This is a genomic window from Brevibacillus sp. SYP-B805 (genome assembly GCF_011059135.1).
Lineage (GTDB): Bacteria > Bacillota > Bacilli > Brevibacillales > Brevibacillaceae > Brevibacillus_F.
Genome location: NZ_JAALGD010000001.1, coordinates 280,815 through 304,834 on the forward strand (window position 1 = coordinate 280,815; position 24,020 = coordinate 304,834).

Below are 24,020 nucleotides of genomic sequence, written 5' to 3' on the forward strand. Positions count from 1 at the left end.
AGATGGTAGGTCAGCGATTAGGAGGACGATACCAACTGGAAGAACGCATTGGAGGCGGTGGGATGGCCATCGTCTACAAGGCGAAAGACCTGCTGCTGCATCGGCCGGTGGCCGTGAAGGTGCTCCGGCCACAATTCGGCACGGATGAAGATTTCGTCAATCGCTTCCGGCGTGAAGCGCAAGCCGTGGCCAGTCTGTCGCACCCCAACGTTGTTAGTGTGTACGATGTTGGTCAAGATGAAGATACCCATTACATGGTAATGGAATACATAGAAGGGCCGACGCTCAAGGATGTGATCAACCAGATCGGGGCGCTGCCGGTGGAGGAAGCGGTGCGCATCGCGGTGCAGGTCTGCGATGCCCTTGATCATGCCCACCAAAACAAGATCATCCATCGGGACATCAAACCGCACAATATCCTGATCGGCAAAAACGGCCGGGTGAAGGTGACCGACTTCGGCATCGCCCGCGCCGTCACAGCGGCGACGATCACGCATACCAATTCCGTGATGGGCTCCGTTCATTATTTCTCGCCTGAACAGGCACGCGGCGGGGTGACGGCGGAGAAATCGGACATCTATTCCCTCGGGATCGTCTTGTATGAGATGGTGACCGGCCAACTGCCGTTCTCCGGCGATTCGCCGATTACGGTGGCGCTCAAGCACCTGCAGGACCCGCTCACGGATCCCCGGCAGATCAATCCGTCCATCCCCCAGAGCGTGGAGAATATCATTCTCAAGGCGCTGGCCAAAGATCCCTTTTTGCGGTATGCGTCCGCGCGGGATATGCTGTCCGATCTGGAAACCTGCCTCTCCCCAGAACGGCGCAATGAACCGAAAATCCAGTTTCCCGTCGATGACGAGATGACCAGGGTCATCCCGGCGATTACGGAGGAGATGCTGGAACAGGCGCAGTGGGAGAAGGAAGGGATACGCCGGACGCAGGGGGAAAGCGACGATGAGGAAGAGAGCAGCGGACGGAAACGCTGGTGGTGGAAAGCCGCCGCCTGGGTAGGAGCCATCGGCTTGTTCTTCGTGCTGGCCCTCTTCGGGATGAATCTGGTGCAGGGGATATTCGATGTGCCGGAAGTCAACGTGCCCCATGTGGAAGGAGCGCCGGTCGAAAACGCCATTGCCATGCTGAAGGAGAAAAACCTCGTTCCGCAGGTGGAGGAAGAATACAGCAACACGGTGGCAAAAGGGCTGGTGATCAGCCAGGATCCCGCCCCGCCCATGCGGGTCAAAGAGAATGCGACCGTCAAGCTGGTCGTGAGTCTGGGCAAGCAATCGATCAAAATGCCCGACCTGAAGAACCAGAACCGCAGCGTGGCGGAGACGACGCTGAAGCAGTACGGCTTTACCGTTGACGACAACACCTTTATCGAGCAGGAAAACGACGATGTTCCCGCCGGCGTCGTCATCTCCCAGGATCCGCCGGCCGAGCAGCCGGTTGTCCCGAGTGAGACGGATGTGAAGGTATACATCAGCAAAGGAAAGCAGTTCGTGGATATGCCCAATCTGGTGGGCGATACCCTGGAAGAGGCGAAGGTAAAGCTGTATCAGCGCGGGTTGACCGTCGGGAAGGTATCGCGGGAGCCGACCTATATGACGGAAGAGAAAGATATCGTCATTTCCACCTTCCCGTTCGAACCGAACATGAAGGTGCAGAGCGGGGCGGCGATTGATCTGACGGTCAGCAGCGGCAGTTACCCGGCGGACGCCAAATTCGCAGCGGCGCCGATCACGATCAATCTGATTCCGGGGGAGACGGCCAAGATCCGCTTCGTGGTGGATGATGCGCGCGGGGAAACGCAGCTGCCGGAAGAGACCCTGACCGAAAGCAAGGAATACCAGGTGCCGGTCGTGCTGTCACCGACCAAAAACGCCAAGGTGACCGTCTACAAAGATGGCAACAAGGTTCAAACCTACTCGATCGATTACAACAGCTTGCCGTAAATGATGATGGGGGGAAATGCATGCCGGAAGGACGCATTGTCAAAGCGTTAAGCGGTTTTTACTATGTGGCGGACGGCGATCGGGTGATCCAGTGCCGTGCGCGCGGCCTGTTCAAGAAAAAGGACGCCAAAGTAAACCCGCTCGTCGGGGATTGGGTGGTATATGAGTCCGTCAGTGAGACGGAAGGATATATCATGCAGGTTCATGAACGCAAAAGCGAGCTGCTGCGGCCGCCTGTTTCCAACGTCGACCAAGCGATCCTTGTCTTCTCTCTGAAAGAACCGGCATTCAGCTCGCTTTTGCTGGACAAATTCCTCGTGCATACCGAGCACGCCGGGATCGATTCGGTCATTGTCTTGTCCAAGGCGGACCTGGCAGGCGCGGAAGAGACGGCGGAGGTGATCCGCAAATACGAGCGCGTCGGATACCGGGTGATCCCGACGTCCAAGCAGGACGGCCGCGGCGTGAACGAACTGCGCGCGGAACTGCGCGACCGCATCTCCGTGTTTGCGGGGCAGTCCGGGGTGGGCAAATCCTCGCTGATCAATCTGCTGTTCCCGGGCATCGAGCTGCAGACGGGGGATGTCAGCCAGAAGCTGGGGAGAGGGCGGCACACCACCCGCCATGTGGAGCTGATTCCACTGGCGGAAGGTGGGTATGTGGCGGATACCCCCGGCTTCAGTTCCCTGGAATTCATCGGCCTGAGCGAACTGGATTTGGCCCGATCTTTCCGCGAGTTTGAACAGTTGGCCGACGGCTGCAGGTTCCGGGGCTGCCTGCATCTTTCGGAACCGGGATGCGCCGTCAGGGAAGCAGTGGAGACGGATGAGATCGATCCTGCACGGTACGAGCATTACAAGCAATTTACGGAGGAGCTGAAAGAGTATCAAAGGAGGAACAAGCCATGGTAAAAGTTGCGCCATCCATCCTATCCGCTGACTTTGCCCGATTGGGAGAAGAGATACGGGACGTGGAGAAAGGGGGGGCGGACCTGATTCATGTGGACGTGATGGACGGGATGTTCGTGCCCAACATCACGATCGGCCCGCTGGTGGTGGCGGCGATCCGTCCGGTAACCACGCTGCCGCTCGATGTCCATCTGATGATCGAAGAGCCGGACCGTTACATTCCGCAGTTCGCCAAAAGCGGAGCGGACTACATCTCCGTCCATCAGGAAGCATGCCGCCATCTGCATCGCACCCTCCATCTGATCAAGGACCAGGGGGTAAAGGCCGGCGTCGTGCTGAATCCGGCAACGTCGCTCGTCACCATCGAATCCGTACTGGAGGATGTGGATCTGGTGCTGTTGATGACGGTGAACCCGGGCTTCGGCGGACAAGCCTTTATCCCCGGTGTGCTGCGGAAAGTAAAAGAGCTGCGCCGCATGCTGGATGAACGCGGGCTGTCCCACGTGGAGATCGAGATTGACGGCGGCGTGAATCCGGAAACCGCCCGCCTTTGTGAAGCGGCAGGCGCTACGATCCTGGTGGCGGGCAATGCCGTCTTCAACCAGCCTGATCGCGGCCAGGCGATTGCGGCTATCAGAGGATAAAAAACCGCCTTCCTATGCATGAAAAACGCAGCCTGCTTCCGAAGAAGCAAGGCTGCATTTTTTTCGGCCAATATTCAAAACGAGAGAGTACTTTTGCAGTGCTCTCCTTGTCGCTGATTTTATCCGAAAATTTCCTGTAGATCAATGGTGAGATCCTCAAAAATCCCGACGGTGACCGCCTCTTCCCGGGAATAAACGGAAGGCGCTCCGTACTTCCCGCCATCCTGAAGCCGGTAGATTTGGGCGTATTGATTGCCGGGATCCACGATCCAATACTCTTTCACGCCAAACCGCTCATACAGCGACAGCTTGACGGTGATGTCTTTTTTGGCCGTTGCGGGTGAAAGAAAAAAGAGGGAAGGGCTACAACGTGGTGAGCAAGCGCAGCAGGAGAGCGATGCGCGGGGCGATCTCGCTCACCACGATATGCTCATGCGGCGCGTGGGCACCGCCGCCGACCGGCCCTAATCCGTCCAGCACCGGCGTGCCGGCCGCAGCGGCGAAGTTGCCGTCGCTTGTGCCGCCCACGCCGATCTCCCGGAGTGCGAATCCTTCCAGGGAAGCCTGTTCCTGCGCATGCAAAAACAACCGTTCCGTCAGGGCCGTGCGCTCCATCGGCGGCTTGCTGGTCACGATCTCCGCGCTTACCTCCGCTCCCGGCAGCACGGGGGTCAATCCCTGCAGCAGCGCCTTGATCCGATCCGCTTCGGGGCGCGTGCTCACGCGGTAATCCACTGCCGCTTCGGCATAGTCCGGGACGACATTGGAGGCGGACCCTCCCCGGATCGTGCCCACAGAGAAGGTGGTGCCCGCCCCGTAATCGGTCCATGACTGAATTCGCAGGATCTGATGGGCGATCTCCTCGATGGCGTTGATTCCTTTGGCGTGATCGTTTCCTGCGTGGGCGGCCCGGCCTGTTGCCTTCAGCAAAAATTCGCCGCCGCCTTTGCGGCTCGTCTTGAGCAGACCGTCCCCATAGGATGGCTCGATCACCAGCGCGCAGGCGCTTTTCTCCGCTTCGGCCCGGATCAGGGCCTCCGAGGAGGGGCTGCCCACCTCTTCATCCGTGTTCCAGAAAAAGACCAGCTTTTTCTGCAGCGGAAGGCCGTGGTCAATGATCGCCTGCAAGGCAAAGTAGCTGAAAATGATGCCGGCTTTCATGTCGTACACGCCCGGTCCGTACGCTTTGCCGTCTTCGAGACGCCACGGCTCCCTCTGCAGCGTGCCGATCTCTTTCACGGTATCAAAGTGGCCCAGGATCAGGATTTGCTCGTCTCCCGCGCCGTATTCGACACGCAGCTGATTGCCGTACACCGGCTGCGGGATCGTCTCCACCCGGCAGCCGAGCGAGCGGAAGCGTTCCGCGATTACGGTTCCCAACCGGTCCACGGCTTCCTTGTTGTGGGTGGGTGTCTCCATTTCCACATAGGTTTGCAGTTCGGCCAGAATCGAGGCCAGTCTCTCCTGAAAGTATGCCGTCCAACTGCTTGTCATGTTATCCCTCCGTCAGCAGACGTTTTTTCCCATTGAGTGTACCACACCGCTTTCGGGCCGGAAAAGAAGCGATTGGCAGTTGGACCGTTTACAAAAATAGCCTGAAGTGATAATGTAAGTATCGAACAAAGGCATACCGAATACCAAACGGGAGCCGAGCGCAGTCGGCTGAGATTGCAACCTATGCGTTGCTAACCGTGGAACCTGATCTGGGTCATACCAGCGGAGGGAGAGGTATTGGTCAGCTTGTGTGCATGCATGTGTACGCTTGTGGCGGCTTCTTTTCTTCCCCGTGGGATGATCCGGGGAGGAAAGGAAGCCTTTTGTTTTGATTTCGATGCAAGGAGGCATGATCTATGCAAAATCATCGTTTGTTAACCATGATGGAGATCGCGATCATGGCCGCTCTCGGGTATGTGCTGAGCAATGTGAAGGTGTTTGAGATGCCGCAGGGAGGATCGATCTCCCTGGTGATGGTGCCCATCGCCTTGATCGCCATCCGGCGCGGCCTGGTTCCCGGTCTCATCACCGGGTTGATCGTCGGCGAATTGAACCACCTGATCGGCGGCTATGTCGTTCACCCGGTGCAGCTGCTGCTGGACTATCCGCTTGCGTTTGCCGCCTTGGGGCTGGCAGGGGTGGCGCGCCTCTCCCGCATGGACCGGCAGGGAAAGCGCATCGCTGCCTTGTGGGGCGGGCTGCTGCTTGCGGTAGGGGTTCGCTTCGCGTGCCATTTCATTTCCGGTGTGGTCTGGTTTGGCGAATATGCGCCGGCCGGCATGCCCGTTCCGCTCTATTCTTTCCTCTATAACATCACGTACCTGCTGCCGGAGATGATCATCACCGGCGTTGTGCTCACCTTTATGGTGACGAGCGCGCCGCAGCTTTTCTTCCTGAATCGGGCGGCCCAAAGCCGGTTCTCCTGATATTCCGGCGGTTCCATAGAGAAACAGGAACATCAGAATAAGAGGCACATATACTATTCAGGTAGCAACACGGCTGCCTGATTTTTTTTACTCGACATCCAGACACATGTTTGACCCTCCTGAGAATAAGATGTAATACCGACGTTTCACGGAACTTTCCTGGAGGAGGTGCATGATGAGATGGCTTTGCGCTCCTTTCGCATGAGGCAGGGAGCGGCCTTCAGGCGTGCGCTCGGAATCGGACTGGCGGTTGGAGGGGTCACCATTCTCCTGTACACGGCACCTCCATGGGTGTGGAGCACTCTGTTAGGAATTGCGCTTGCGGGGGCTGGCTGGTATTTGTTCCATCTAAAGTAATTCCGGTGAGGAGGGGTCGAAATGCGTTTTTATACCATAAAGCTGCCAAAATTCCTGGGTGGCATGGTTCGCGCGGTCATTGAGGCATTCAATCGGAAAAAATAAATAAAAAAAGCACCTGAGCGGGTGCTTTTTTTCGCGTGAACAGGGAAAAATGACGTTACACGCGGGTGACGAGACCGGACTTCAGTGCTCTTGTGCTGACGTATACACGTTTCGGTTTGCCATCCACCAGGATGCGCACTTTTTGTACGTTAACACCCCATTTGCGGCGAGTAGCGCGCATGGAGTGGGAGCGAGCATTGCCTGCTTTCCCTTGCTTGCCGGTTACAAAGCAGCGACGTGCCATGATCAATCCACCTCCCTTGCTGCTTGTCAGACGTTTAACCCAATCGGATAATCAAACACTTGACTATATTAGCATACCCCCTTGTCAATTGCAACACTTGACAGCAATTTCAGCCCTGCGTTCGACAAAACGCTTCAATTTCCCCCAGCGTTAGTGTAGAATGGTGTGCAGCATGGTAGTACGATGAACGGTCCAAGACGTTTTGACTAAGGAGGAGTCCTGCATGTCAGTGGTAATGAGCACACCTCTTGGGAAAATCGACGTGGCGGAGGAAGTGATTGCGCGAATCGCAGGCGGCGCTGCGATGGAAGTGTTCGGCCTGGTCGGAATGGCTTCGCGGAAAGCTTTGAAAGACGGGATCGCCGAGCTGCTGGGACGGGAAAATCTGAGCAAGGGCGTTGTCGTACATAACCAGAATGGAGAGGTCAGCTTGGATATGCACATCATCGTTAGCTACGGAACCAAAATCTCCGAAGTGGCTGGAAATGTGCAGCGGCGCGTTCGTTATACCGTTGAACAGATGGTGGGCATTGATCTGGCTGGCATCAATATCTATGTACAGGGAGTCCGTACAGACAGAGAAACGTAACATAAGGGGGAACATCAGTGGTACATACGCGTCTCGATGGCTTGTTGTTCAGCCAGATGATTTACCTGGGCGCCAAACAGCTACATAACAATGTGAGAGCGGTGGACGCTCTCAATGTCTTTCCCGTGCCGGACGGCGATACAGGCACCAATATGAATCTTACGCTCACATCGGGCGTGGAAGAACTGACCCGCATGGAATCGGTCAAAATCAGCGACTCGGCTGCCGCGCTGGCCAAAGGGCTGCTGATGGGCGCGCGCGGCAATTCGGGCGTGATTCTCTCCCAACTGTTTCGCGGATTCAGCAAAGCGGTAGCGGGCAAGGAGAGCATCAATGCCCGCCAGTTCGCCCACGCGCTGAAAGCGGGAGTGGAGTCCGCTTACCAGGCCGTCATGAAGCCGGTGGAGGGGACCATTTTGACGGTTGCCCGCGAGGCGGCGGAAATGGCGGTGCGGGTCGCCCGCGCGACGGATGACCTCGTGCAGCTGATGGAAAAAACCTATGAACAGGCCAGGGCATCCCTGCAGCGAACCCCCGAACTGCTGCCCGTGCTGAAAGAAGTGGGTGTGGTCGATTCGGGTGGACAAGGATTGGTCTTTATCTATGAAGGCTTCCTGCGTGCCCTGCGCGGGGAGGCAGCAGCCGAGCGGGAAGAAAGGCTGGCCTCAACCGCTGCACGGGTGGATCTCGACGCCATGGTGCAGGAGCATCACCAGGCGCAGCTGCATTTGAAGACGGAGGATATTCGCTATGGCTACTGTACGGAGTTCATGATTCGCCTCAAGAACAGCACGGAGCCAAACAAGAAAGCGTTTTCCGAGGCGGTATTCCGCAATCAGCTGGATCAGATGGGCGATTCGCTGCTGGTGATCTCTGACGATGAACTGGTGAAGGTGCACATCCATGCGGAAGAACCGGGAAACGTGCTCAATTACGCCCAGCAGTTCGGCAGTCTCCACCGCCTGAAAATCGAGAACATGCGCGAGCAGCACGCCAACATCCTGCAGGAAGGCGGGCACAAGGCGGAGACAGACGCATCCTCTGCCGCGCCCAAACGGGTTCCGTACGGGCTGATCGCGGTGGCGGCTGGCGAAGGGATCGCGGAGATTTTCCGCAGCCTGGGCGTGCAGGCGATCGTGGAAGGCGGCCAAACGATGAATCCCAGCACGGAAGATTTCGTCAACACCATCGCGGAGCTTCCTGCGGACAACATCATCATCCTGCCGAACAACAGCAACATTATCATGGCGGCACAGCAGGCGGCCATGCTCGCGGACAAACCGGTGGCGGTGATTCCGACGAAGAGCGTGCCGCAGGGGATGGCCGCGCTGGTGGCATTCAACGGCGGTGAAGATCTGGAAAACAACCGGCAAACCATGACCGAGGCGATCGCCGCGGTGAAAACGGGGCTTGTCACCTGCGCCGTGCGCGATACGAAAATGAACGATGTCGAGATCAAGGAAGGAGATTACATCGGCATCGCAGAAAAAGAGATTGTCACGTCCCAGGCGGACATGATGGGGGCAGCCAAAACTCTCCTGCGCCAGCTCGTGGACGACGAGACGGGCATCGTCACCATCATTTACGGAGAAGGCGCGACGGAGGAGCAGGCAAAAGCCTTGGCCCTGCTGCTTTCCGCCGACTATCCCGACACGGACGTGGAAGTGTTGAACGGCGGACAGCCTCTCTACCCGTTTATTTTTGCCGTTGAATAGATTTGCAGGAGAGGAGGAATGAAGATTGCCACCCATTGTCATAGTCACGGACAGCGCGTCGGATATCGATGCCTCCTTGCGGCAGTCGCTGGACATCATCGCTGTGCCGCTGAAGGTGATGTTCGGATCGGAAACGTTTGTGGATGGCGTAAACCTGACGTCTCGCGCTTTTTTTGAGAAGCTGGAACATTCGGACGTGCTGCCCACCACCTCCCAGCCGTCTCCCCTGGATTTCGCGGAAGCGTACAAGATGATCGTGGAAAAACACGGCAAGGATGTGCAGATCATCGCCATCATCCTGTCGGCAGCCTTGTCGGGCACCTACCAATCCGCCCTCATCGCCAAATCGATGATGGAGGAAGAGATCGACATCACGGTGATCGACTCCCGCAAAGCCTCGTTCGTCCATGGCTTTGTCGCCGTCGAAGCGGCCCGTGCGGCCAGGGAAGGACAGTCCAAGCAGCAAATCCTCGATCTGATCGAGCGGCTGTTGAATGAGGTGCAGGTCTATTTTATCGTCGATACGCTAACCTACCTGCAAAAAGGGGGGCGGATCGGCAAGGCCGCTGCGCTGGTGGGATCGCTGCTCAACATCAAACCGATCCTCACCCTGGAGCAGAGCGGGATGATTGCGCCCTTTGACAAGGTGCGCGGGACCAAAAAGGCGCTCGCTCGCGTGCTGGAAGCGTTGAAGGAATATGCCGGCAGCGCACCGGTGAAGGTGGCCGTGCTGCACAGCAATGTTCCCGATGATGCCGCCGCCTTGCTGGCACAGGTAAAAGCGGATTTCAACGTGGTCGAGGAGTATCTGGAAGAGATCGGCCCGGTGATCGGGGCCCATGCCGGCCCAGGACTGCTCGGCATCATGATGGTAAAAGCATAGCGATGAGGAAAAACTCCCTTTGCCGGGGAGTTTTTTGCGTATTCATACTGCGCCCATCGCTGCCCCACTTTCTGCCGACGTATCCTGTATGCCTTGGCTTCGGGAGAAAATGCTACGTCGTAATGGATATACCCCTCTGCCGTACGGGCGATCAGTTCATACGACATGTCCAGCAGCTGACCATTTTTTTCATATTCGGCCCTGAAATCTTCGAGATGCGCATCCGGTTCGATCTGCATCTCCTCCCGCATCCTGCTCCAATCCTCCGTGAATCGCAGCTGATAGATGTTGTCGCTTGATACGGGGAGTTCATGTGTTCGCTCGTACAGATACTTCTCTGCCGCCGGAACGATCAGCTGGATGAAAAAGACGGCCAAGCCGAGAAAGGCGGCGCGATGCTTGGCAGTCACGTTCCGGGTCGGGCGCAAAAAAAGGAGAAACAACAGAAAGCCGGCAGGCAGCGGAAAGATTGGCTCTCACCATCCGATCTGGTTGCTTTCATGATACCACAATCTTCCATGCTTGTTGTCCCTATTAGCAGCGTGGAAATGGTGTAGCGCTTTCATCATGCGTGCGTTACAATAAAGGGTAGCGCTTTTTTGCCATCGTCCAAGGCTCGGCGCTCGCCGAGTTTGCTAAACACGAGGAGGAACACCGGATGAAATACAAGAGCGTGTTCGATATCATCGGTCCCGTCATGGTGGGGCCCTCCAGTTCGCATACGGCCGGGGCAGCCCGCATCGGCCGCGTCGCACGCATGCTGTTGGGGGGACAGCCGACCAGAGCGGAGATCACCTTCTATGGCTCCTTTGCCAAAACCTATAAAGGGCACGGTTCCGATGTCGCCACAGTAGCCGGCATTCTCGATTTCGACACGCATGACCTGCGGCTGAAGGATTCGCTCCGCATCGCCAAGGATCTGGGGATCGAGGTGGTGCTGCGCACGTCCGAGCAGGTTACCGAACACCCCAATACCTCCCGCATCTGCCTGTCCGACGGGGAGAAGACCGTGGAAGTGGTAGGCGTCTCCATCGGGGGCGGAAAAATCGAGATCATTGAGATCAACGGTTTCGATTTCCAGCTGGCGTTTCACGCTCCGACGCTGATGGTACTGCACGAAGACCGCTTCGGCATGATTGCCGGCGTGGCCGAGGTGCTGACCCGGCATCGGATCAATGTGGGCCACATGGAGGTGTCCCGCCGCGTGCGCGGGGCGGAGGCGCTGATGGCGATCGAGACGGATGCCGAGATTTCTCCGCAGGTGCTTGAAGAGATACGGCAAATCCCGCATATTATGAATGTGGCGTTGATTTCGCCAGCGTAAGAGAACCCTCGCAAGGAGTGGACATCATGTTTCGCAATGTGGCAGAACTGGTTGAACGGGCAGAGTCACAGGGGAAGAAAATCTCCCAGGTGATGATCGAAGCGGAAATAGAGGTATCCGGGCGCACGCGCGAACAAATCATGGCCGAGATGCATCGCAATCTCGACGTGATGGAAAAAGCGGTGCGGCGTGGCTTGACAGAAGATATCCAATCGCACAGTGGCTTGACCGGCGGCGATGCCAAAAAGCTGCAAACCTACATGAACGAAAAACCGTTTCTCTCCGGCGCGACGCTGTTGAATGCGGTCAGCATGTCCATCGCTGTCAATGAAGTGAACGCCGCGATGGGCACCATCGTGGCCACCCCGACCGCCGGGGCGTGCGGCATCGTGCCGGGTACGCTGTTTGCCATGGCGGACAAGTTGCAGCCGACGCGGGAAGAGATGGTGAATTATCTGTTTACCGCCGGCGCGATCGGATACTGCATTGCCAACAACGCCTTCATTTCCGGGGCTGCCGGCGGGTGCCAGGCAGAGGTGGGTTCCGCCACAGCCATGGCAGCGGCAGCGATCGTGGAGATGGCCGGGGGCACCCCGGAGCAATCTTCGCAGGCGGTCGGCATTGCCTTGAAAAACATGCTTGGTCTGGTCTGTGACCCCGTGGCCGGACTGGTGGAAGTCCCCTGTGTGAAACGCAACGCGATGGGGGCGGCGATCGCGACGGTGGCGGCCGACATGGCTCTGGCCGGGATCCGCAGCGTCATTCCGACGGACGAAGTGATCGAAGCGATGTACCGGATTGGCTGCGCGATGCCGAACACGTTGAAAGAAACCGCGCAGGGAGGCTTGGCGGCAACGCGGACGGGACGCCAGATCGAGGCGAAAGTGTTCGGCGTGCCGCTGACGTAATCGATGCAGGATGTATGGAACGCGCCCGTCTCCCAAGTGTACGGGGTTGGAGAAGAGCGGGCGAAAGATTTGGCAGCGGTCGGGATCACCACGGTTGGCGACCTGCTGGAATACTTTCCCATTCGTTATGAGGATTACCGCGTACGCGACCTGACGGAAGTGCGGGACGGAGAGAGGGTGACGCTGGCAGGAACGGTCTACGGCGAACCCTCTGTCCGTTTTTACGGCAAGCGCAAATCCCGCATTGCCGTGCGCATGGTGATTGACCGCGTGGTGGTCACGGCCGTCTGGTTCAACCAGCCGTATATCCGAAAGCAGCTGGCTCCCGGCAAGGAGATCCTCGTCACGGGCAAATGGGACAAGCACAAGCTGCAGATCGTGGTCAGCGAAATGACGGAGGTGGATTCCGCCCGTGCCCGGAACCGGGGAGAGCTTGTTCCCGTCTATCCGCTGGGCGGCGACTTGACGCATGCGTTTCTGCGCAAAACGATCGAGCGCGCCCTGCAGCAGTTCGGCCAGCATCTCGGGGAGCTGCTGCCGGAGGAACTGGTGGCGCGCTATCGGCTGATGCCCCGGGCGGAAGCGATCCGCACCATCCACTTTCCGGACAATGCGGAGGCGGGGAAGCAGGCGCGCAGGCGGATCATGTTTGAAGAGCTGTTTTTGTTCCAGCTGAAGATGCAGGCGTATCGCAGGATCAGCCGCCAGCAGATCAAAGGGGTGGCGCAGGAGGTGCCGCTGGAGGAGGTGCGCCGCTTCGTCCGATCCCTGCCGTATCCCCTGACCGGTGCGCAAAAGCGCGTGGTAAAGGAGATTCTGGATGATCTGCAGGCGCCGTATGCCATGAACCGTCTGCTGCAGGGGGATGTGGGTTCCGGCAAGACCGTGGTGGCGGCCATTGCGCTCTTTGCGACGGTCAAGGCGGGGTTTCAGGGAGCGCTGATGGTGCCGACGGAGATTCTGGCGGAACAGCACGTGCAGTCCCTTGCGGCCATGTTGGAGCCGCATGGGATACAGGTGGCGCTGCTGTCCGGGTCCTTGACCGCGAAAAAGCGGCGGGAGATGATCGGGGCGCTGCAGATGGGCCTGATCGACGTGGTGGTCGGGACGCACGCCCTGATCCAGGAGGACGTCTTTTTCCGCCGTCTCGGGCTGGTCATCACGGACGAGCAGCACCGGTTCGGCGTGGAGCAGCGGCGCATCCTGCGCAGCAAAGGCTTGTCGCCCGACGTGCTCTTCATGACGGCCACGCCGATCCCGCGCACCCTGGCCATCACCGCGTTCGGCGATATGGACGTCTCCACCATCGACGAGATGCCCGCCGGCCGCAAGCCGGTGGAGACGAGCTGGGCGAAGCATGAACAGTTCCACCATGTGCTGGAACGCATGCGGGTGGAGCTGCGCAAGGGTCGCCAGGCCTATGTTATCTGTCCGTTAATCGAGGAGTCGGACAAGCTGGATGTGCAGAATGCGATCGATGTCCACGCCCAGCTCACCCAGTACTTCCCGGAGTATCGGGTAGGGCTGATGCACGGACGCCTCTCCCCCAAAGAGAAGGATGACGTGATGCAGGCGTTCAGCAGGGGAGAGGTCCATGTGCTGGTGTCCACGACGGTGGTCGAAGTGGGCGTCAACGTGCCCAACGCTACGTTCATGGTGATTTATGACGCGGAGCGCTTCGGCCTCGCGCAGCTGCATCAGCTGCGCGGCCGGGTGGGGCGCGGGGCGGAGCAGTCGTACTGCGTGCTGATCGCCGATCCCAAGACGGAGATCGGCAGGGAGCGGATGCGCATCATGTGCGAGACCAACGACGGCTTCGAGCTGTCCCGGCGCGATCTGGAACTGCGGGGGCCCGGCGACTTTTTCGGCACGAAGCAGAGCGGCCTGCCCGAATTCAAGGTGGCCGACCTGCTGAGCGACTACAAGGCGCTGGAAGTGGCCAGACAGGAAGCCGCCAGCCTGGTGGCCCAGGAGGCCTTCTGGCAGGAAGCGCGCTTTGCGCCGCTGCGCGACTATTTGCGGCGTGAGGGCATCCTTGACGGCGTGGTGTTTGACTAGCGAATGGAAAAAGCAAGGGGGAGATCCCTTGCTTTTTTGTTCGAGCATGCGCATCTATCTCATGGACGGGGCGGCATGTTCAGATCCGCATAGCTTTTTACATAGATCCACTTCCCATCCGGGCTGGTGCCGATGAGGCTGGTATCCTGATACAGCTTGGCCGCGAGGGTGCGCGTGGTCCGGCGGTCAGCGTCGTACAACCTGATTTGCTCTTTGTATCTGGACGTGTCCGGCGCTTGCCGGTCGTAATCGTGATATACGAAAGCATGGGTGCCGTTTAACCAGCAACCAAAGCTGGGCTGACCGTCGACCTGCTGTGTCCCTTTGTACAGTCCGCCGTTGGTATAAAGCTGATACACCCCGTCGCTGGAAGACGTGAAACTCGCCCAGGCTTCCGCCGGAACCGGCGGGGTCCAGGTCGTCACGGTTTTCGTCTCCCATGAATATTTGTAACGCAGCTCCTTGTATGCGTTTTTATCCCGCATCTGGAAGTATACATAGCGGCCATCATCGTCAAAGCTTACCGGAATTCTGCCGGTGCTTACTTCGCTGTAGGGCGCACCGCCGCGCAGCGCTTGCCTGATCCGCTGCTCCTCGCCAGTAGCAAGCCTGCGGATCACCAGGTCAAAGTCGCCCTCCTGCCCTTCCGTCCCCACTGCCATGATCAGGTAAGCGTGATCCTTGCTAAAGTTCGCCCCATGGACATACCCGTCCGTTTGAACCTTCACGACCGTTTCGCCTGTCGGCTTCTGTTCGTCGGTCCCGGGTCCCTTGTAGAAAAAGCCGCGCTTGTCGGCATAAAACGTTCCCGCTCCCATGTAGGTTGTCGTCAACGGAACCGGATAGGGGATCAGACGCTTTTCCTGCATGTCAAACAGGGCGTACAGCATCTCGTAATCGGCATCGCACTCGCAGTATTTCTGATAGCGGCCGAGCAGCAGATAGCGATTGTCGCCGCCCAGGGACTCAAAGGAAACGTAAGGTTTGTCAAACGCGTAGATGCGCTCCCTTTCCTTGCCATCCGCTGAGATGCGCCAAATCTGCGGCGGCGCATGGACGACCGCCGTGAAGGTGGGCGGATCCTGCAGCTGTGTGCCTGCTGCCGTTGTCGCGCCATTGACGTCCAGCAGATAGGAACGCCCGGCTGTATCAGGAGTGTCTGCCTCCGGGATTGTCACGGTAAGATGAAGCTGGCGGTCGTTCACCCACTTGAAGGCAAAGTGCGGAACGACGGCGCGCTCCTCTTCCCTGGCCCGTTCTGCGGCACGGCGTGCCAGCGCCTGTTCCACCGAAGCGCGGTCCATCGCTTCGCGGAAAAACAGCGTATACGCCTGCGGGGCGGGGGTGACCACGGTGGCAATCGGGGAGTGCAGCTGCGGCTCTTCGTCCAATCGGATCAGCACCGGTTCGGTCACCGCCTCATTGGCAGCGGACGGCTTCGTTGGGGGTTCGCTGCTGGCAGGGAGCAATGGCGGTTCGGTCGGCTGAACGGCAGACAGCGGTTGGGTTTCGGCAGGTTTCGGTTGAACGGCAGACAGCGGTTGGGTTTCGACAGGTTTCGGCCGAGCGGTTGTTGTCTCTTGGGGAGGTGCTTCTTCAGAAGTGCAAGCGGCAAGAGAAAGGGCAAGCAGTATCCAGCAAACAATCATGAACCTCCGTTTCATTCCCACGTTCCCCTTACGATATGGATTTATCTGTAAGACGCGCTTTTCCTCCCTGTCGTTTCTTTCTACGGCTCAAACGTAATGGTCAGGTTGCTTCCCGTGTGTTTCAGCCACTCATCCAGAGCTGGTTTCGGGAACAGATGGGAGTTGTTGATGGTGATATACGGGATATCCGTCTTTTCCATCAGCGCTTGCAGACCGCGTTCGGTAATGCCCAGATACACCATCGTTTCCCCGAATGTCAGCAGCTGTTTCTGCTGCCCAATGTTCCCGTTTGGTTCCTCGCTTTTGGCGGGCAGTTCCCGGATGGCGTTCCCGCTCGCGGCGGTATTGACGGAAGGCGCCTGTTCGGCAATCTTGCTCAACCCGTGATAGATGAATACAGAGCCGGCCAGTATGCAGGCTCCCAGGACCAGCAACGCTCGGCTTGTTTGGTCGGCTAACACCCTATCCCTCCTGTTTGATTGGAATTCCACGAAAATTTTACCAGATGCATTTTTGGTGCTCAAGGGTATAAACGGGAACATATGTTCTGTATAATATATAAGAGAACAAATGTTCTTGTTCAGGAGGATGCCCATGAAGAGCAAGCGAATCGTTTTCCTTGCCGACATGCAGAGTTTCTTTGCCAGCATTGAAAAGGCGGCCAATCCTTCTCTTCGCGACAAGCCCGTCGTGGTCGCGGGCGATCCCGAGCGGCGCAGCGGGGTGGTGCTCGCCGCCTGCCCGCTTGCCAAAGCGTACGGCGTCACGACGGCGGAAGCGCTGTGGCAGGCGCAGCAGAAATGTCGGCATCTGGTTGTGGTGAAGCCGCGCATGGAGACTTATTTGCGGGCCTCCCTGCAGATTACGCGCATTTTCGAATCCTTTACCGACCTGGTGGAGCCGTATTCGATTGACGAACAGTTTCTCGACGTGACCGGCAGCGTATCGCTGTTTGGCGATGCCTGGCGGATGGCGGAAGCGATCCGGGAGAGGGTGCGGCTGGAGACGGGAGTGATCTGTCGCATCGGCATCGGCGAGAACAAGGTGCTGGCCAAGATGGCCTGCGACAACTTCGCAAAAAAGCGGGAGCAGGGCATTTTTTGGCTGAAAACAGAGGAGCTGGGCGAGACGCTGTGGCCGCTGCCGGTGGAAAAGCTGTTCGGCGTCGGCTCGCGCATGAAACGGCACCTGCACCTGATGGGCATTTACCGGATCGGCCAGCTGGCCCAGATGCCCCCAGCTGTCCTGACGCGCCGCTGGGGAGTGAACGGCGAAATCCTGTGGCGAACGGCCCGGGGCATCGACGATTCCCCCGTCTCGCCGAAAACCCATGACATGCAGAAAGGAATCGGCCACCATATGACCCTGCCCCGCGATTTTCATACGGCCAGGGAGATCAAGGTGGTGCTGTTGGAGCTGTGCGAAGAGGTATGCCGCCGCAGCCGCAGCAAAGGGTTGATGGGCTCCGTCGCCTCCGTGGGCTGCCGGGGAGCGGACCTGGATGCGGCCTCCGGATTCTGGCGGCAACTGAAGCTGGCGGAGCCGACCAACGACGCCATGACCCTCTATCAAGCCGTTTGCCGGCTGTTTGAGCGCCACTGGCAGCATACGCCCGTGCGCAGCGTGGGGGTTCACCTGGGGCAGCTCGTGGAGGACAGCGTCTGCCAGCTGAACCTCTTCGAAGACAAGGAGAGACAGCGCTCGCTTGCCTATGTGATGGATCACATCCGGGCCAAATACGGCAATGATGCGATTCTGCGGGCCGTCTCGCTGCTGCCGGCGGGGCAGGCCCGCGAGCGGGCGCGTAAAATCGGAGGGCATTACAAGTGAGCGGCAGGGAAAGCGCCATTTCGGCCGAGACCGGCGATTGCCCCGAGCTGCTGCGGGAATGCATCCTGTACGGCATCCTGTTCAAGGCGATCATGAAGGATGCGGGGGAAATGGAGCAGCAGGTGTTGAAAATGTCCTACCACCGCGTGCTGGAAGGGCTGTCCCGCCGGGCGGAGCGGGAGCATTACCGGCTGCGGCAGCTGCTGCGGCAGCACGGCTGTGAGCTTTTGTCCAGCGAGAAGGAGGGAAGCATGTACATCGTCCGCTACCGCCAGCGCGGCTACTACCGGGAAGCGATTTATTCGATCGAGGTGCTGCGGGCGGAATGCCAGCAGCGCCTGGACAAATGGGCAGAACAGCAAGGAGAGGGATGATTTGATGCGCAATCGATCGGTGTCCAAGAAAGAGAATTTGTTTGCAGCCAGCCGCTTCGTCCTGCCCGAACATCGGGAGCTTTATCTGCGGCTGAAGGAAGAGCAGCGTCGGTATGTACCGCCCGTGTTGGATGAGGAGCAGCGGGCGGAGCTGAGCGAACGGTTATGGAGGGCCCTGCAGGAGAAGCGGGAAGCCATCCTGACCTATTACGACGGCGTGGCCGCCCGCCGGCAAAAAGGGCTCATCCTGCATGTGGATCAGGCCGCCCGCCGGTTCAAGCTGAAGACGGAAAGCGATACCCTGTGGATCGCGTTCGCCGCCGTGCTGGATGTCCAACCGGCATGATCAGCAGCACAGAGGGCGTCTGCCGGCAAACGCAAGCGGCAAAAAAAGAAGCCCAGCGGTGAAAAGCGATGAGCCGTCACGTGCGGCAGCCAGGAGCGCGATCGCGATGGGGGAATTCACTGTTTTTCGCGGATTCCGGCGAAAATTGCTTTTTGCTTGAAAAGGATGTTTCGCTGTAATGTAAGGGTATCGTTCGGCGCTGCCGCAGAACGGGGAGAAGAGACAAAAAGGGGAACCATACATGTTGGCACAAGAAATGGGCGCAATCTTGACGAAGCATGCGGAGCTGATGACCGCCAAGCACTGGACGGACATTGTGCAGCAGCTGGAGAACAAAGGCTTGTATGTGGTGATCGAAACGGATACGAACGGCCGGATGATGAGCCCGCTGGGAGGATTGATGCCGATGCCGTGCAAGAGCGAAACCTTTGCCATCCTGACCGCCGAGGAATTGGCGGCGCGGGGCTTGCCGGTCGGGCACCACATCCTTTGCAAAACCAAAGCAAAAACAGCCATGGCGTAAGCAGCGGCAAAAGCGGAGCCCTTTCCCGCAAACAGCGGGATCGGGCTTTTTCCATGAAATGGCAAGCGTTTTTTGCTTTCTATTTTTTGCTTTATAATGAAGAGCGTGTAAGTACAATTTGGAAACAGGAGGTTCTGACATGCTGAAAACGCCGCTTGGGCGTCTGCGGGCCGCCGGTCTGATGGAGGGCATCTCGTATCTGGCCCTGCTTGGCATCGCCATGCCCTTGAAGTACTGGGCCGATCTTCCGGGTGCCGTCAAGATCGTCGGCTCTCTGCACGGCCTGTTTTTTATCCTTTACCTGTTCGCGCTTGCCCATGTGACCATCGCGCTGCGCTGGTCCATCGTGCGCGTGTTGGGAGCCTTCGTCGCTTCCTTGATTCCGTTCGGCACCCTGATCCTCGATGCCCGCTTGCGCCGCGAGCAGGAAGAGGATTCCAGCCGCCGCGCAGCATAGTTCATGGCCCGCCCCAACGCACCCACAGGCTTGCTTTCGGGCGGGCGATCAAGGCGCATTGGCATTCAGGGATGCGGATAAGATTCTTCCTCCAGACGGATCAGTTCTTTTACAGCCTTGTACTGCCGCAGCCGCAAATGCGGAAACACGATCGCCAATTCCCCTTCCCGAAGCGGCAGTTCGTCGCCGGGAGCTTCAATCGCATAGGGAATCTCCATCGCGCCCAGCACCCGGCTGTAATCGGCGGCGTCATCCCAGTTCGTCACGAAATAAAAGGATTTGTTATCCATTCTCACCACTCCTCCCAAGTAGTATGACCAGACGGGGCGGGAGACATGAACAGAAGCGGGGAGAACGGACCCGGACGGATGGCGGGAAGATGAAATTGGAATTCACAGAATTTTAACAATAAACTATACAAAAGAGGGGAGTCTAATGATATACTGGTTCTTGCAAGTGTGATTTTTTGGACATTTGGGGTGAGAGAGATGAACCTTGTACTGACAGACAAAACATGCAAGGTATGTCAGGCAAAATTGACGGAATACGAAGAGAAGAACCATGACGGCCTATGCATGGAATGCTACAAGGAAGAAAAAGAGAAAAACCATTGAGACGAACCAAAAACGTCACGGCAAACGCTTCCGTTCATGATGACGGAGGCGTTTCGTTTGATGCGGCCAGCCGGTACAAAACGGGTTGGCCCTTTTTTATTTCTCCCGGCCATTTCATTCAATAATTTTGAACCTTAGCATCATTTATTCAAATATGCAAATACTCCTCTCACAGGTACAATGAGTTTACAGGAGGGGGTACTTGCATTGGCAGAGCTACCTCGGTCATTACCTGCTGCATCAAGGAGACCCCGGAAAAACGAGCGCCTTTCTGGTTAACCGGACGATTGCAGACAAGACGCTCTCACACAAATAGGAAAGAAGGAATGCTTGTGTCTCGTTCGCTATATTTCGTGCTGTTTTTGCTGAGCCTCATCTGGGGTGGTTCCTTTTTCTTTATCAAGGTGCTGCTGGGGGATTTTGGCCCGTGGACGATCGCTTTTCTTCGGTCTTCCTTCGGATTGGCGGCCATCGTGATCATTATGCTGGTGATGAGGAAGCCGTTTGAACTGAAAAAAATTCCTTGGGTGCCGATGGCTGCGGTCGCTTTGGTCAATACGGCGATTCCCTGGGCATTCATCGGATTCAGCGAGACGAGAATCACGAGCAGCATGGCATCCGTGTTGAACGCGACAACGCCGCTGTGGACGATGATTGTGGGAATGCTGTTCTTTCGGACGGTAACGAACAGGATGCAATGGCTGGGCATGGGGATTGCTTTCATGGGGCTGATCGTGCTGTTGGGCGTAAATCCTGTTTCGATCATATCCGTGGATCTGTCGGGGTTCATCGGGATGCTGGCAGCCACCTTCTGCTACGCGGTTGGCTCTCAGCTGTCCAAACATCTGCTCAAGGGACTGTCGATGTATCAGATTACCTTTGGCACACTGCTCTGCTGCATGGTGGGCAGCGGCGTGGCTGCTTGTGCGATGGAGCCGCTCTCGCTTGCGCCGCTTGTCTCTCCGGTAAATATCGCCATGCTGATTGGGTTGGGCGTATTTGGTTCGGGCGTCGCCTACATTCTCTTTTATTTCCTGATTCAAAAAGGGAGCCCTGAATTTGCCACCATGGTTACCTACCTGGTGCCGGCAACCGCCATATGCTGGGGATATCTCCTGCTGCATGAGACGATCGGATGGAAGCTGCTGGCGGGTCTGGCGCTCATTCTGGGAGGCGTATACCTGGCAGGCAAAAGTCACAACACGTCCCATGAAAAGCTGGAACGCCATGCATGACGGCCAGCGCCTCGCCGGGTGGGGGGAGCGTTCGCTTTAAGTCGGCAGGGGTTTCTTTCATGAACAAGAAGCGGCAGGAATTTTATAAAAATACAGGCAAATGGTGTATAATATCAGGTGATTCAAAAAACGAGTGGAGGTTTCCTGCATGATGGCGTGGCCGCAAAAGCCGATGAGTGTGGGCCAGATCCTGGACCGCACCTTCAGCGTTTACCGCAAGCATTTTGGCAAGCTTTTTCTGTTAACCCTGATCTTGTTTGCTCCCTTGTACCTGATTCAGGAGGTAGCCTTGAATGATGCGGGCAATATGCCGTTTTGGCCGACGTTTGATACGGATGTGCCGTTTTCCGAGCGGTTCCTCGAATCATACAGCGAGTCCGGGGAGGAACCGAGCGTCGGGCTGCTGATCCTGTTTTTCGTCGTGGCTCTCCTCACGGGACTGGTCAGCACGCCGATATCCATGGCGGCGGTTGTGTTCATGGTTCAGTCCGTCATGAGGGGAGAGACGGTTGAACTGGGAAAAGCCCTGAAGCAATCATTTCGCCGGTATTGGCCGCTGTTGGGCAGCTGCCTGGTCTACGGTCTGATCGTGTTTTTGATGTGCATCGGCTTCTTCATGGTGCTGATGCTGGTTATCTTTGGGGTTGCTGCCATCGGATCAGGAGGCGATGAGAGCATTCAGCAGTTTTTTGCCAATCCCCTCTCCGCGCTCCTGGGGGGAGTCTCCGTTTTGCTCTTTTTCCTGGTGCTGCTCGTCCCCTTCTGTTATTTCCTGCTGCGCTGGGGCTTTTTCCTGCCGGCCGTGGCGGTGGAAAAGGTGGCGCCCGGTATCGACAAGAGCTGGAAGCTCACGAAAGGCAATTTTTGGCGCATTCTGGGCGTCTATCTGGTCATGATGACCATCGCCGTCGTATTCACCATGATGATTGAGCTGCTGGTTCTGGTATCGCTTGGGCAATCGATCCTGGGGCTGCTGGTGCAGAATCTTCTCACCCTCATGCTGATGCCGCTGTCATCGGTCGCCTATGCCGTCACCTTCTTCGATCTGCGCATCCGCACGGAAGGAACGGATCTGGAAGCGCTGCTGGCGGAACCGGCGAGGGAGCACGCGGCAGGGGAGCCGGAAGCGACCAATGAATAATCCTGCCACCATCACGGAAGAGAGACAGAAGCTGGAAGAGATTCTCTCCAGCGAGGAATTTGCCCGCTACCATCGGCAGGGGGGAAATCCACTGTCCGAACTGCTCGACCGGTTTTTCGACTGGTTGAGCCGCCGGTTCGATTGGCCCGAGATGCCGAGTGGAACCAGCAGCGTCATTTCCTATGCGATCATCGGGGCGGGGATTATCGCCCTGCTCCTGCTGATCATCTGGTTGTCCCGCCAGGCTGTCCGCGTGCAGAAACAGAAGGCTGTGCTGCCCGGGAACGTGGAGCCAAACGGCACGGTGGCGGATTATCTGGAGCGGGCCCGGCGCTTGGGCGACCAGGGCAACTGGAAGGAAGGCATCCGCCAGGCGTTTTTGGCGCTCCTTTTTTTTCTGCAGGAAAAGGAATGGATCCGGGTGGAAAAGTGGAAAACCAACTGGGAGTATCTGGATGAGCTGACGGACAGCAGCCCGGCGTGGGTTCCGTTTTTCCGCCGCCAGGCCCTGCTGTTTGAGCGGGTCTGGTATGGGAAGCGAATGGTCGATGAGGCCGGTTTCCGGGAGTACCTGGAGGCCACGGAGAAGATATTGCGCGGGGGGACAAGCGATGTATCGACGGAATAGCTGGCTGCTTGCCCTCATGGGAGCGATTCTGCTGTTTCTCGCATTGGGGTATGTGCTGGTGAAGCCGCAGGCGCCCAACTATCCGCCGTACCTGTCCTTTTCGCCCGATGTGGATGGCGTGAAAGGAATCGTGCAGCTGCTGAAGGAGAACGGCAGGCCGGTGAAGGAGTGGCGGCAATCGTGGCGGTTTCTGCCGCAGCAGGAGAAGCAGGCCCTGCTCGTGATTGAACCCGGAGGTCTGCAGCCCGGAGAGCGGAAAGCGATACAGGAATGGGTGGAGCAAGGCAACGATCTGCTGCTTTTCCAAAAGGTTCCGGAGGATTGGGATGACCTTCGTGTGCGGGAGGTCGACCAGCGCAAGCCGGGAGAAACACGGATCGAACAGGCCGACTTGCCGGAGGCTGCGGCGCTCACGGGATATGTGGATGCCGCGTACCGGCTTAGGGAGGCACCGGGAGTGACCGCGCTGCTGCGGGATGAACTGGGAATCCTGGCGGCCCGTAAGAAGCTGGGAAAAGGGAGCATCAGCGTGTTTCTGACGCCCGAATGGCTGACGAACGGGCAGATCCTGTCCCACTCCCATTTCGAGCTGCTCTGGCCCTATCTGCAGAAAAACTGGCAGGCCATCTGGTTCGACGAATACCATCATGGCATCGAGCAGCGGCCCGGGCTGTTGGCGGTCTATCCGGAGTGGCTGACCACGCTTGTCCTGCAGTTGGCCTTGGCCGCGCTGCTGTGGCTGTGGTGGAAAGGGAAGCGTTTTGGCCCGGTCTACACCCTGCGGGAATGGGTGGTGCGGCGCGGCGACGAGAGCCTGCTGGCGGTGGCCGGCTGGTATGAGCACCGGCGGTTGGCCAGGGAGGCCCTCCTGCATCAGGAACGGTATCTGCGCCGGCTTCTCCAGGAACGGTGGGGGCTTCATCCGATGGCCTCCGACCGGGAGATTGCCGCCATGGCCAGGGCCAAGTGGACGGCAGCGGAAGCGGAGCGGCTGCTTCAGCTGCTGCAGCATCTGCAGGCAGTGAAAGAGGCAAGACGCTATACGCCGAAACAACTGCTGCAAGACAGCGCGCGCATCGACGAGATGATCGCACGCATGGAGAAGGAGTGACA

At 58.0% G+C, this 24,020-nt stretch carries 26 protein-coding genes and 1 riboswitch; of the genes, 20 read left to right on the forward strand and 6 right to left on the reverse strand.

The genetic code is table 11. The features are described 5' to 3' along the window. Positions 1-2 precede the first annotated feature (2 nt). From pknB to rpe, 3 genes are read left to right on the forward strand one after another with little or no spacing between them, the layout of a single operon-like run. On the forward strand, positions 3-1,955 hold the full coding sequence (gene pknB, locus G3578_RS01365) for a Stk1 family PASTA domain-containing Ser/Thr kinase (protein WP_165207881.1): 1,953 nt from the start codon (positions 3-5) through the stop codon (positions 1,953-1,955). Positions 1,956-1,975: 20 nt separating this feature from the next. Beyond that, entirely contained in the window at positions 1,976-2,866 is an 891-nt protein-coding gene (gene rsgA, locus G3578_RS01370; RefSeq protein WP_165207883.1) for a ribosome small subunit-dependent GTPase A, read from the forward strand. Next, positions 2,860-3,507, forward strand: a complete 648-nt coding sequence (gene rpe, locus G3578_RS01375; RefSeq protein WP_165207885.1) for a ribulose-phosphate 3-epimerase — start codon at positions 2,860-2,862, stop codon at positions 3,505-3,507. The genes rsgA and rpe overlap by 7 nt, the downstream gene beginning before the upstream one ends. 119 nt (positions 3,508-3,626) lie before the next feature. On the opposite strand, the gene G3578_RS01380 is transcribed toward rpe, so the two are convergent. Both G3578_RS01380 and G3578_RS01385 read right to left on the reverse strand, forming a co-directional pair. After that, positions 3,627-3,827 carry a Uma2 family endonuclease gene (locus tag G3578_RS01380; RefSeq protein WP_165208389.1) on the reverse strand — a complete coding sequence of 67 codons (201 nt, stop codon included), beginning with the start codon at positions 3,825-3,827 and terminating at the stop codon, positions 3,627-3,629. Between the two features lie 43 nt (positions 3,828-3,870). Beyond that, positions 3,871-5,001 carry a M20 family metallopeptidase gene (locus G3578_RS01385; RefSeq protein ID WP_165207887.1) on the reverse strand — a complete coding sequence of 377 codons (1,131 nt, stop codon included), beginning with the start codon at positions 4,999-5,001 and terminating at the stop codon, positions 3,871-3,873. A gap of 137 nt (positions 5,002-5,138) precedes the next feature. Next, positions 5,139-5,249, forward strand: a riboswitch (TPP riboswitch). A gap of 108 nt (positions 5,250-5,357) precedes the next feature. On the opposite strand from G3578_RS01385, the gene thiT reads away from it, so the two are divergent. Together thiT and spoVM are read left to right on the forward strand one after the other, a co-directional pair. Beyond that, complete coding sequence (gene thiT, locus G3578_RS01390) at positions 5,358-5,927, forward strand: energy-coupled thiamine transporter ThiT (protein ID WP_165207889.1); 570 nt, start codon at positions 5,358-5,360, stop codon at positions 5,925-5,927. A 378-nt stretch (positions 5,928-6,305) separates the two neighbouring features. Beyond that, positions 6,306-6,389, forward strand: a complete 84-nt coding sequence (gene spoVM, locus G3578_RS01395; protein WP_165208391.1) for a stage V sporulation protein SpoVM — start codon at positions 6,306-6,308, stop codon at positions 6,387-6,389. Between the two features lie 55 nt (positions 6,390-6,444). On the opposite strand, the gene rpmB is transcribed toward spoVM, so the two are convergent. After that, positions 6,445-6,633: a 50S ribosomal protein L28 gene (gene rpmB, locus G3578_RS01400; protein ID WP_165207891.1), complete on the reverse strand. Its 189-nt coding sequence runs from the start codon at positions 6,631-6,633 to the stop codon at positions 6,445-6,447. 223 nt (positions 6,634-6,856) lie between these two features. Between rpmB and G3578_RS01405 the strand changes: the two genes are divergently transcribed. From G3578_RS01405 to recG, 6 genes are all read left to right on the forward strand, one after another. Beyond that, entirely contained in the window at positions 6,857-7,222 is a 366-nt protein-coding gene (locus G3578_RS01405; RefSeq protein ID WP_165207893.1) for an Asp23/Gls24 family envelope stress response protein, read from the forward strand. 17 nt (positions 7,223-7,239) lie between these two features. Next, positions 7,240-8,937, forward strand: coding sequence for a DAK2 domain-containing protein (locus G3578_RS01410; RefSeq protein ID WP_165207895.1), 1,698 nt, complete (start codon positions 7,240-7,242; stop codon positions 8,935-8,937). 25 nt (positions 8,938-8,962) lie between these two features. Continuing rightward, on the forward strand, positions 8,963-9,820 hold the full coding sequence (locus tag G3578_RS01415) for a DegV family protein (RefSeq protein ID WP_165207897.1): 858 nt from the start codon (positions 8,963-8,965) through the stop codon (positions 9,818-9,820). 658 nt (positions 9,821-10,478) lie between these two features. Beyond that, on the forward strand, positions 10,479-11,144 hold the full coding sequence (sdaAB, locus tag G3578_RS01420) for an L-serine ammonia-lyase, iron-sulfur-dependent subunit beta (RefSeq protein ID WP_165207899.1): 666 nt from the start codon (positions 10,479-10,481) through the stop codon (positions 11,142-11,144). 26 nt (positions 11,145-11,170) lie between these two features. Beyond that, positions 11,171-12,052, forward strand: a complete 882-nt coding sequence (gene sdaAA / locus G3578_RS01425) for an L-serine ammonia-lyase, iron-sulfur-dependent, subunit alpha (protein ID WP_165207901.1) — start codon at positions 11,171-11,173, stop codon at positions 12,050-12,052. 3 nt (positions 12,053-12,055) lie between these two features. Then, positions 12,056-14,110, forward strand: a complete 2,055-nt coding sequence (gene recG, locus G3578_RS01430) for an ATP-dependent DNA helicase RecG (RefSeq protein WP_165207903.1) — start codon at positions 12,056-12,058, stop codon at positions 14,108-14,110. A gap of 59 nt (positions 14,111-14,169) precedes the next feature. On the opposite strand, the gene G3578_RS01435 is transcribed toward recG, so the two are convergent. Together G3578_RS01435 and G3578_RS01440 are read right to left on the reverse strand one after the other, a co-directional pair. Continuing rightward, the gene (locus G3578_RS01435; protein WP_165207905.1) at positions 14,170-15,774 is read right to left on the reverse strand and encodes a hypothetical protein; all 1,605 of its coding nucleotides are present in this window, start codon (positions 15,772-15,774) and stop codon (positions 14,170-14,172) included. 65 nt (positions 15,775-15,839) lie between these two features. Further along, positions 15,840-16,220, reverse strand: a complete 381-nt coding sequence (locus G3578_RS01440) for a helix-turn-helix domain-containing protein (protein ID WP_165207907.1) — start codon at positions 16,218-16,220, stop codon at positions 15,840-15,842. A 127-nt stretch (positions 16,221-16,347) separates the two neighbouring features. Here G3578_RS01440 and G3578_RS01445 point away from each other — a divergent pair, with 127 nt between their 5' ends. From G3578_RS01445 to G3578_RS01465, 5 genes are all read left to right on the forward strand, one after another. Beyond that, on the forward strand, positions 16,348-17,589 hold the full coding sequence (locus G3578_RS01445) for a DNA polymerase IV (protein WP_206529398.1): 1,242 nt from the start codon (positions 16,348-16,350) through the stop codon (positions 17,587-17,589). Further along, positions 17,586-17,963: a YhjD family protein gene (locus G3578_RS01450; RefSeq protein WP_346773936.1), complete on the forward strand. Its 378-nt coding sequence runs from the start codon at positions 17,586-17,588 to the stop codon at positions 17,961-17,963. Before G3578_RS01445 ends, G3578_RS01450 begins: the two co-directional genes overlap by 4 nt. Positions 17,964-17,967: 4 nt before the next feature. Then, positions 17,968-18,309: a YolD-like family protein gene (locus G3578_RS01455; protein ID WP_165207911.1), complete on the forward strand. Its 342-nt coding sequence runs from the start codon at positions 17,968-17,970 to the stop codon at positions 18,307-18,309. Positions 18,310-18,550: 241 nt separating this feature from the next. Next, entirely contained in the window at positions 18,551-18,832 is a 282-nt protein-coding gene (locus G3578_RS01460; RefSeq protein ID WP_165207913.1) for a hypothetical protein, read from the forward strand. A gap of 139 nt (positions 18,833-18,971) precedes the next feature. Further along, the gene (locus G3578_RS01465; protein WP_165207915.1) at positions 18,972-19,289 is read left to right on the forward strand and encodes a DUF3817 domain-containing protein; all 318 of its coding nucleotides are present in this window, start codon (positions 18,972-18,974) and stop codon (positions 19,287-19,289) included. 65 nt (positions 19,290-19,354) lie between these two features. On the opposite strand, the gene G3578_RS01470 is transcribed toward G3578_RS01465, so the two are convergent. After that, positions 19,355-19,579 (reverse strand): hypothetical protein, encoded by a 225-nt coding sequence (locus G3578_RS01470; protein WP_206529399.1) that lies wholly within the window; start codon positions 19,577-19,579, stop codon positions 19,355-19,357. A 656-nt stretch (positions 19,580-20,235) separates the two neighbouring features. On the opposite strand from G3578_RS01470, the gene G3578_RS01475 reads away from it, so the two are divergent. From G3578_RS01475 to G3578_RS01490, 4 genes are all read left to right on the forward strand, one after another. Continuing rightward, on the forward strand, positions 20,236-21,138 hold the full coding sequence (locus G3578_RS01475) for an EamA family transporter (protein ID WP_165207917.1): 903 nt from the start codon (positions 20,236-20,238) through the stop codon (positions 21,136-21,138). A 148-nt stretch (positions 21,139-21,286) separates the two neighbouring features. Beyond that, positions 21,287-22,279 (forward strand): DUF7847 domain-containing protein, encoded by a 993-nt coding sequence (locus G3578_RS01480; RefSeq protein ID WP_165207919.1) that lies wholly within the window; start codon positions 21,287-21,289, stop codon positions 22,277-22,279. Continuing rightward, complete coding sequence (locus G3578_RS01485; RefSeq protein WP_165207921.1) at positions 22,272-22,907, forward strand: DUF4129 domain-containing protein; 636 nt, start codon at positions 22,272-22,274, stop codon at positions 22,905-22,907. The genes G3578_RS01480 and G3578_RS01485 overlap by 8 nt, the downstream gene beginning before the upstream one ends. Continuing rightward, on the forward strand, positions 22,891-24,018 hold the full coding sequence (locus G3578_RS01490; RefSeq protein ID WP_165207923.1) for a DUF4350 domain-containing protein: 1,128 nt from the start codon (positions 22,891-22,893) through the stop codon (positions 24,016-24,018). Before G3578_RS01485 ends, G3578_RS01490 begins: the two co-directional genes overlap by 17 nt. Positions 24,019-24,020: the final 2 nt, after the last annotated feature.

Bases quoted from the DNA above. Each gene is read 5' to 3' on its own strand.
- rpmB (WP_165207891.1), bottom strand. From the start codon at position 6,633: ATGGCACGTCGCTGCTTTGTAACCGGCAAGCAAGGGAAAGCAGGCAAT.
- rpe (WP_165207885.1), top strand. From the start codon at position 2,860: ATGGTAAAAGTTGCGCCATCCATCCTATCCGCTGACTTTGCCCGATTG.
- G3578_RS01480 (WP_165207919.1), top strand. From the start codon at position 21,287: ATGATGGCGTGGCCGCAAAAGCCGATGAGTGTGGGCCAGATCCTGGAC.
- G3578_RS01465 (WP_165207915.1), top strand. From the start codon at position 18,972: ATGCTGAAAACGCCGCTTGGGCGTCTGCGGGCCGCCGGTCTGATGGAG.
- recG (WP_165207903.1), top strand. From the start codon at position 12,056: ATGCAGGATGTATGGAACGCGCCCGTCTCCCAAGTGTACGGGGTTGGA.
- sdaAA (WP_165207901.1), top strand. From the start codon at position 11,171: ATGTTTCGCAATGTGGCAGAACTGGTTGAACGGGCAGAGTCACAGGGG.
- G3578_RS01460 (WP_165207913.1), top strand. From the start codon at position 18,551: ATGTTGGCACAAGAAATGGGCGCAATCTTGACGAAGCATGCGGAGCTG.
- G3578_RS01405 (WP_165207893.1), top strand. From the start codon at position 6,857: ATGTCAGTGGTAATGAGCACACCTCTTGGGAAAATCGACGTGGCGGAG.
- G3578_RS01435 (WP_165207905.1), bottom strand. From the start codon at position 15,774: ATGAAACGGAGGTTCATGATTGTTTGCTGGATACTGCTTGCCCTTTCT.
- G3578_RS01385 (WP_165207887.1), bottom strand. From the start codon at position 5,001: ATGACAAGCAGTTGGACGGCATACTTTCAGGAGAGACTGGCCTCGATT.
- G3578_RS01490 (WP_165207923.1), top strand. From the start codon at position 22,891: ATGTATCGACGGAATAGCTGGCTGCTTGCCCTCATGGGAGCGATTCTG.
- G3578_RS01445 (WP_206529398.1), top strand. From the start codon at position 16,348: ATGCCCATGAAGAGCAAGCGAATCGTTTTCCTTGCCGACATGCAGAGT.
- rsgA (WP_165207883.1), top strand. From the start codon at position 1,976: ATGCCGGAAGGACGCATTGTCAAAGCGTTAAGCGGTTTTTACTATGTG.
- G3578_RS01455 (WP_165207911.1), top strand. From the start codon at position 17,968: ATGCGCAATCGATCGGTGTCCAAGAAAGAGAATTTGTTTGCAGCCAGC.
- sdaAB (WP_165207899.1), top strand. From the start codon at position 10,479: ATGAAATACAAGAGCGTGTTCGATATCATCGGTCCCGTCATGGTGGGG.
- pknB (WP_165207881.1), top strand. From the start codon at position 3: ATGGTAGGTCAGCGATTAGGAGGACGATACCAACTGGAAGAACGCATT.
- G3578_RS01485 (WP_165207921.1), top strand. From the start codon at position 22,272: ATGAATAATCCTGCCACCATCACGGAAGAGAGACAGAAGCTGGAAGAG.
- thiT (WP_165207889.1), top strand. From the start codon at position 5,358: ATGCAAAATCATCGTTTGTTAACCATGATGGAGATCGCGATCATGGCC.
- spoVM (WP_165208391.1), top strand. From the start codon at position 6,306: ATGCGTTTTTATACCATAAAGCTGCCAAAATTCCTGGGTGGCATGGTT.
- G3578_RS01470 (WP_206529399.1), bottom strand. From the start codon at position 19,579: ATGGATAACAAATCCTTTTATTTCGTGACGAACTGGGATGACGCCGCC.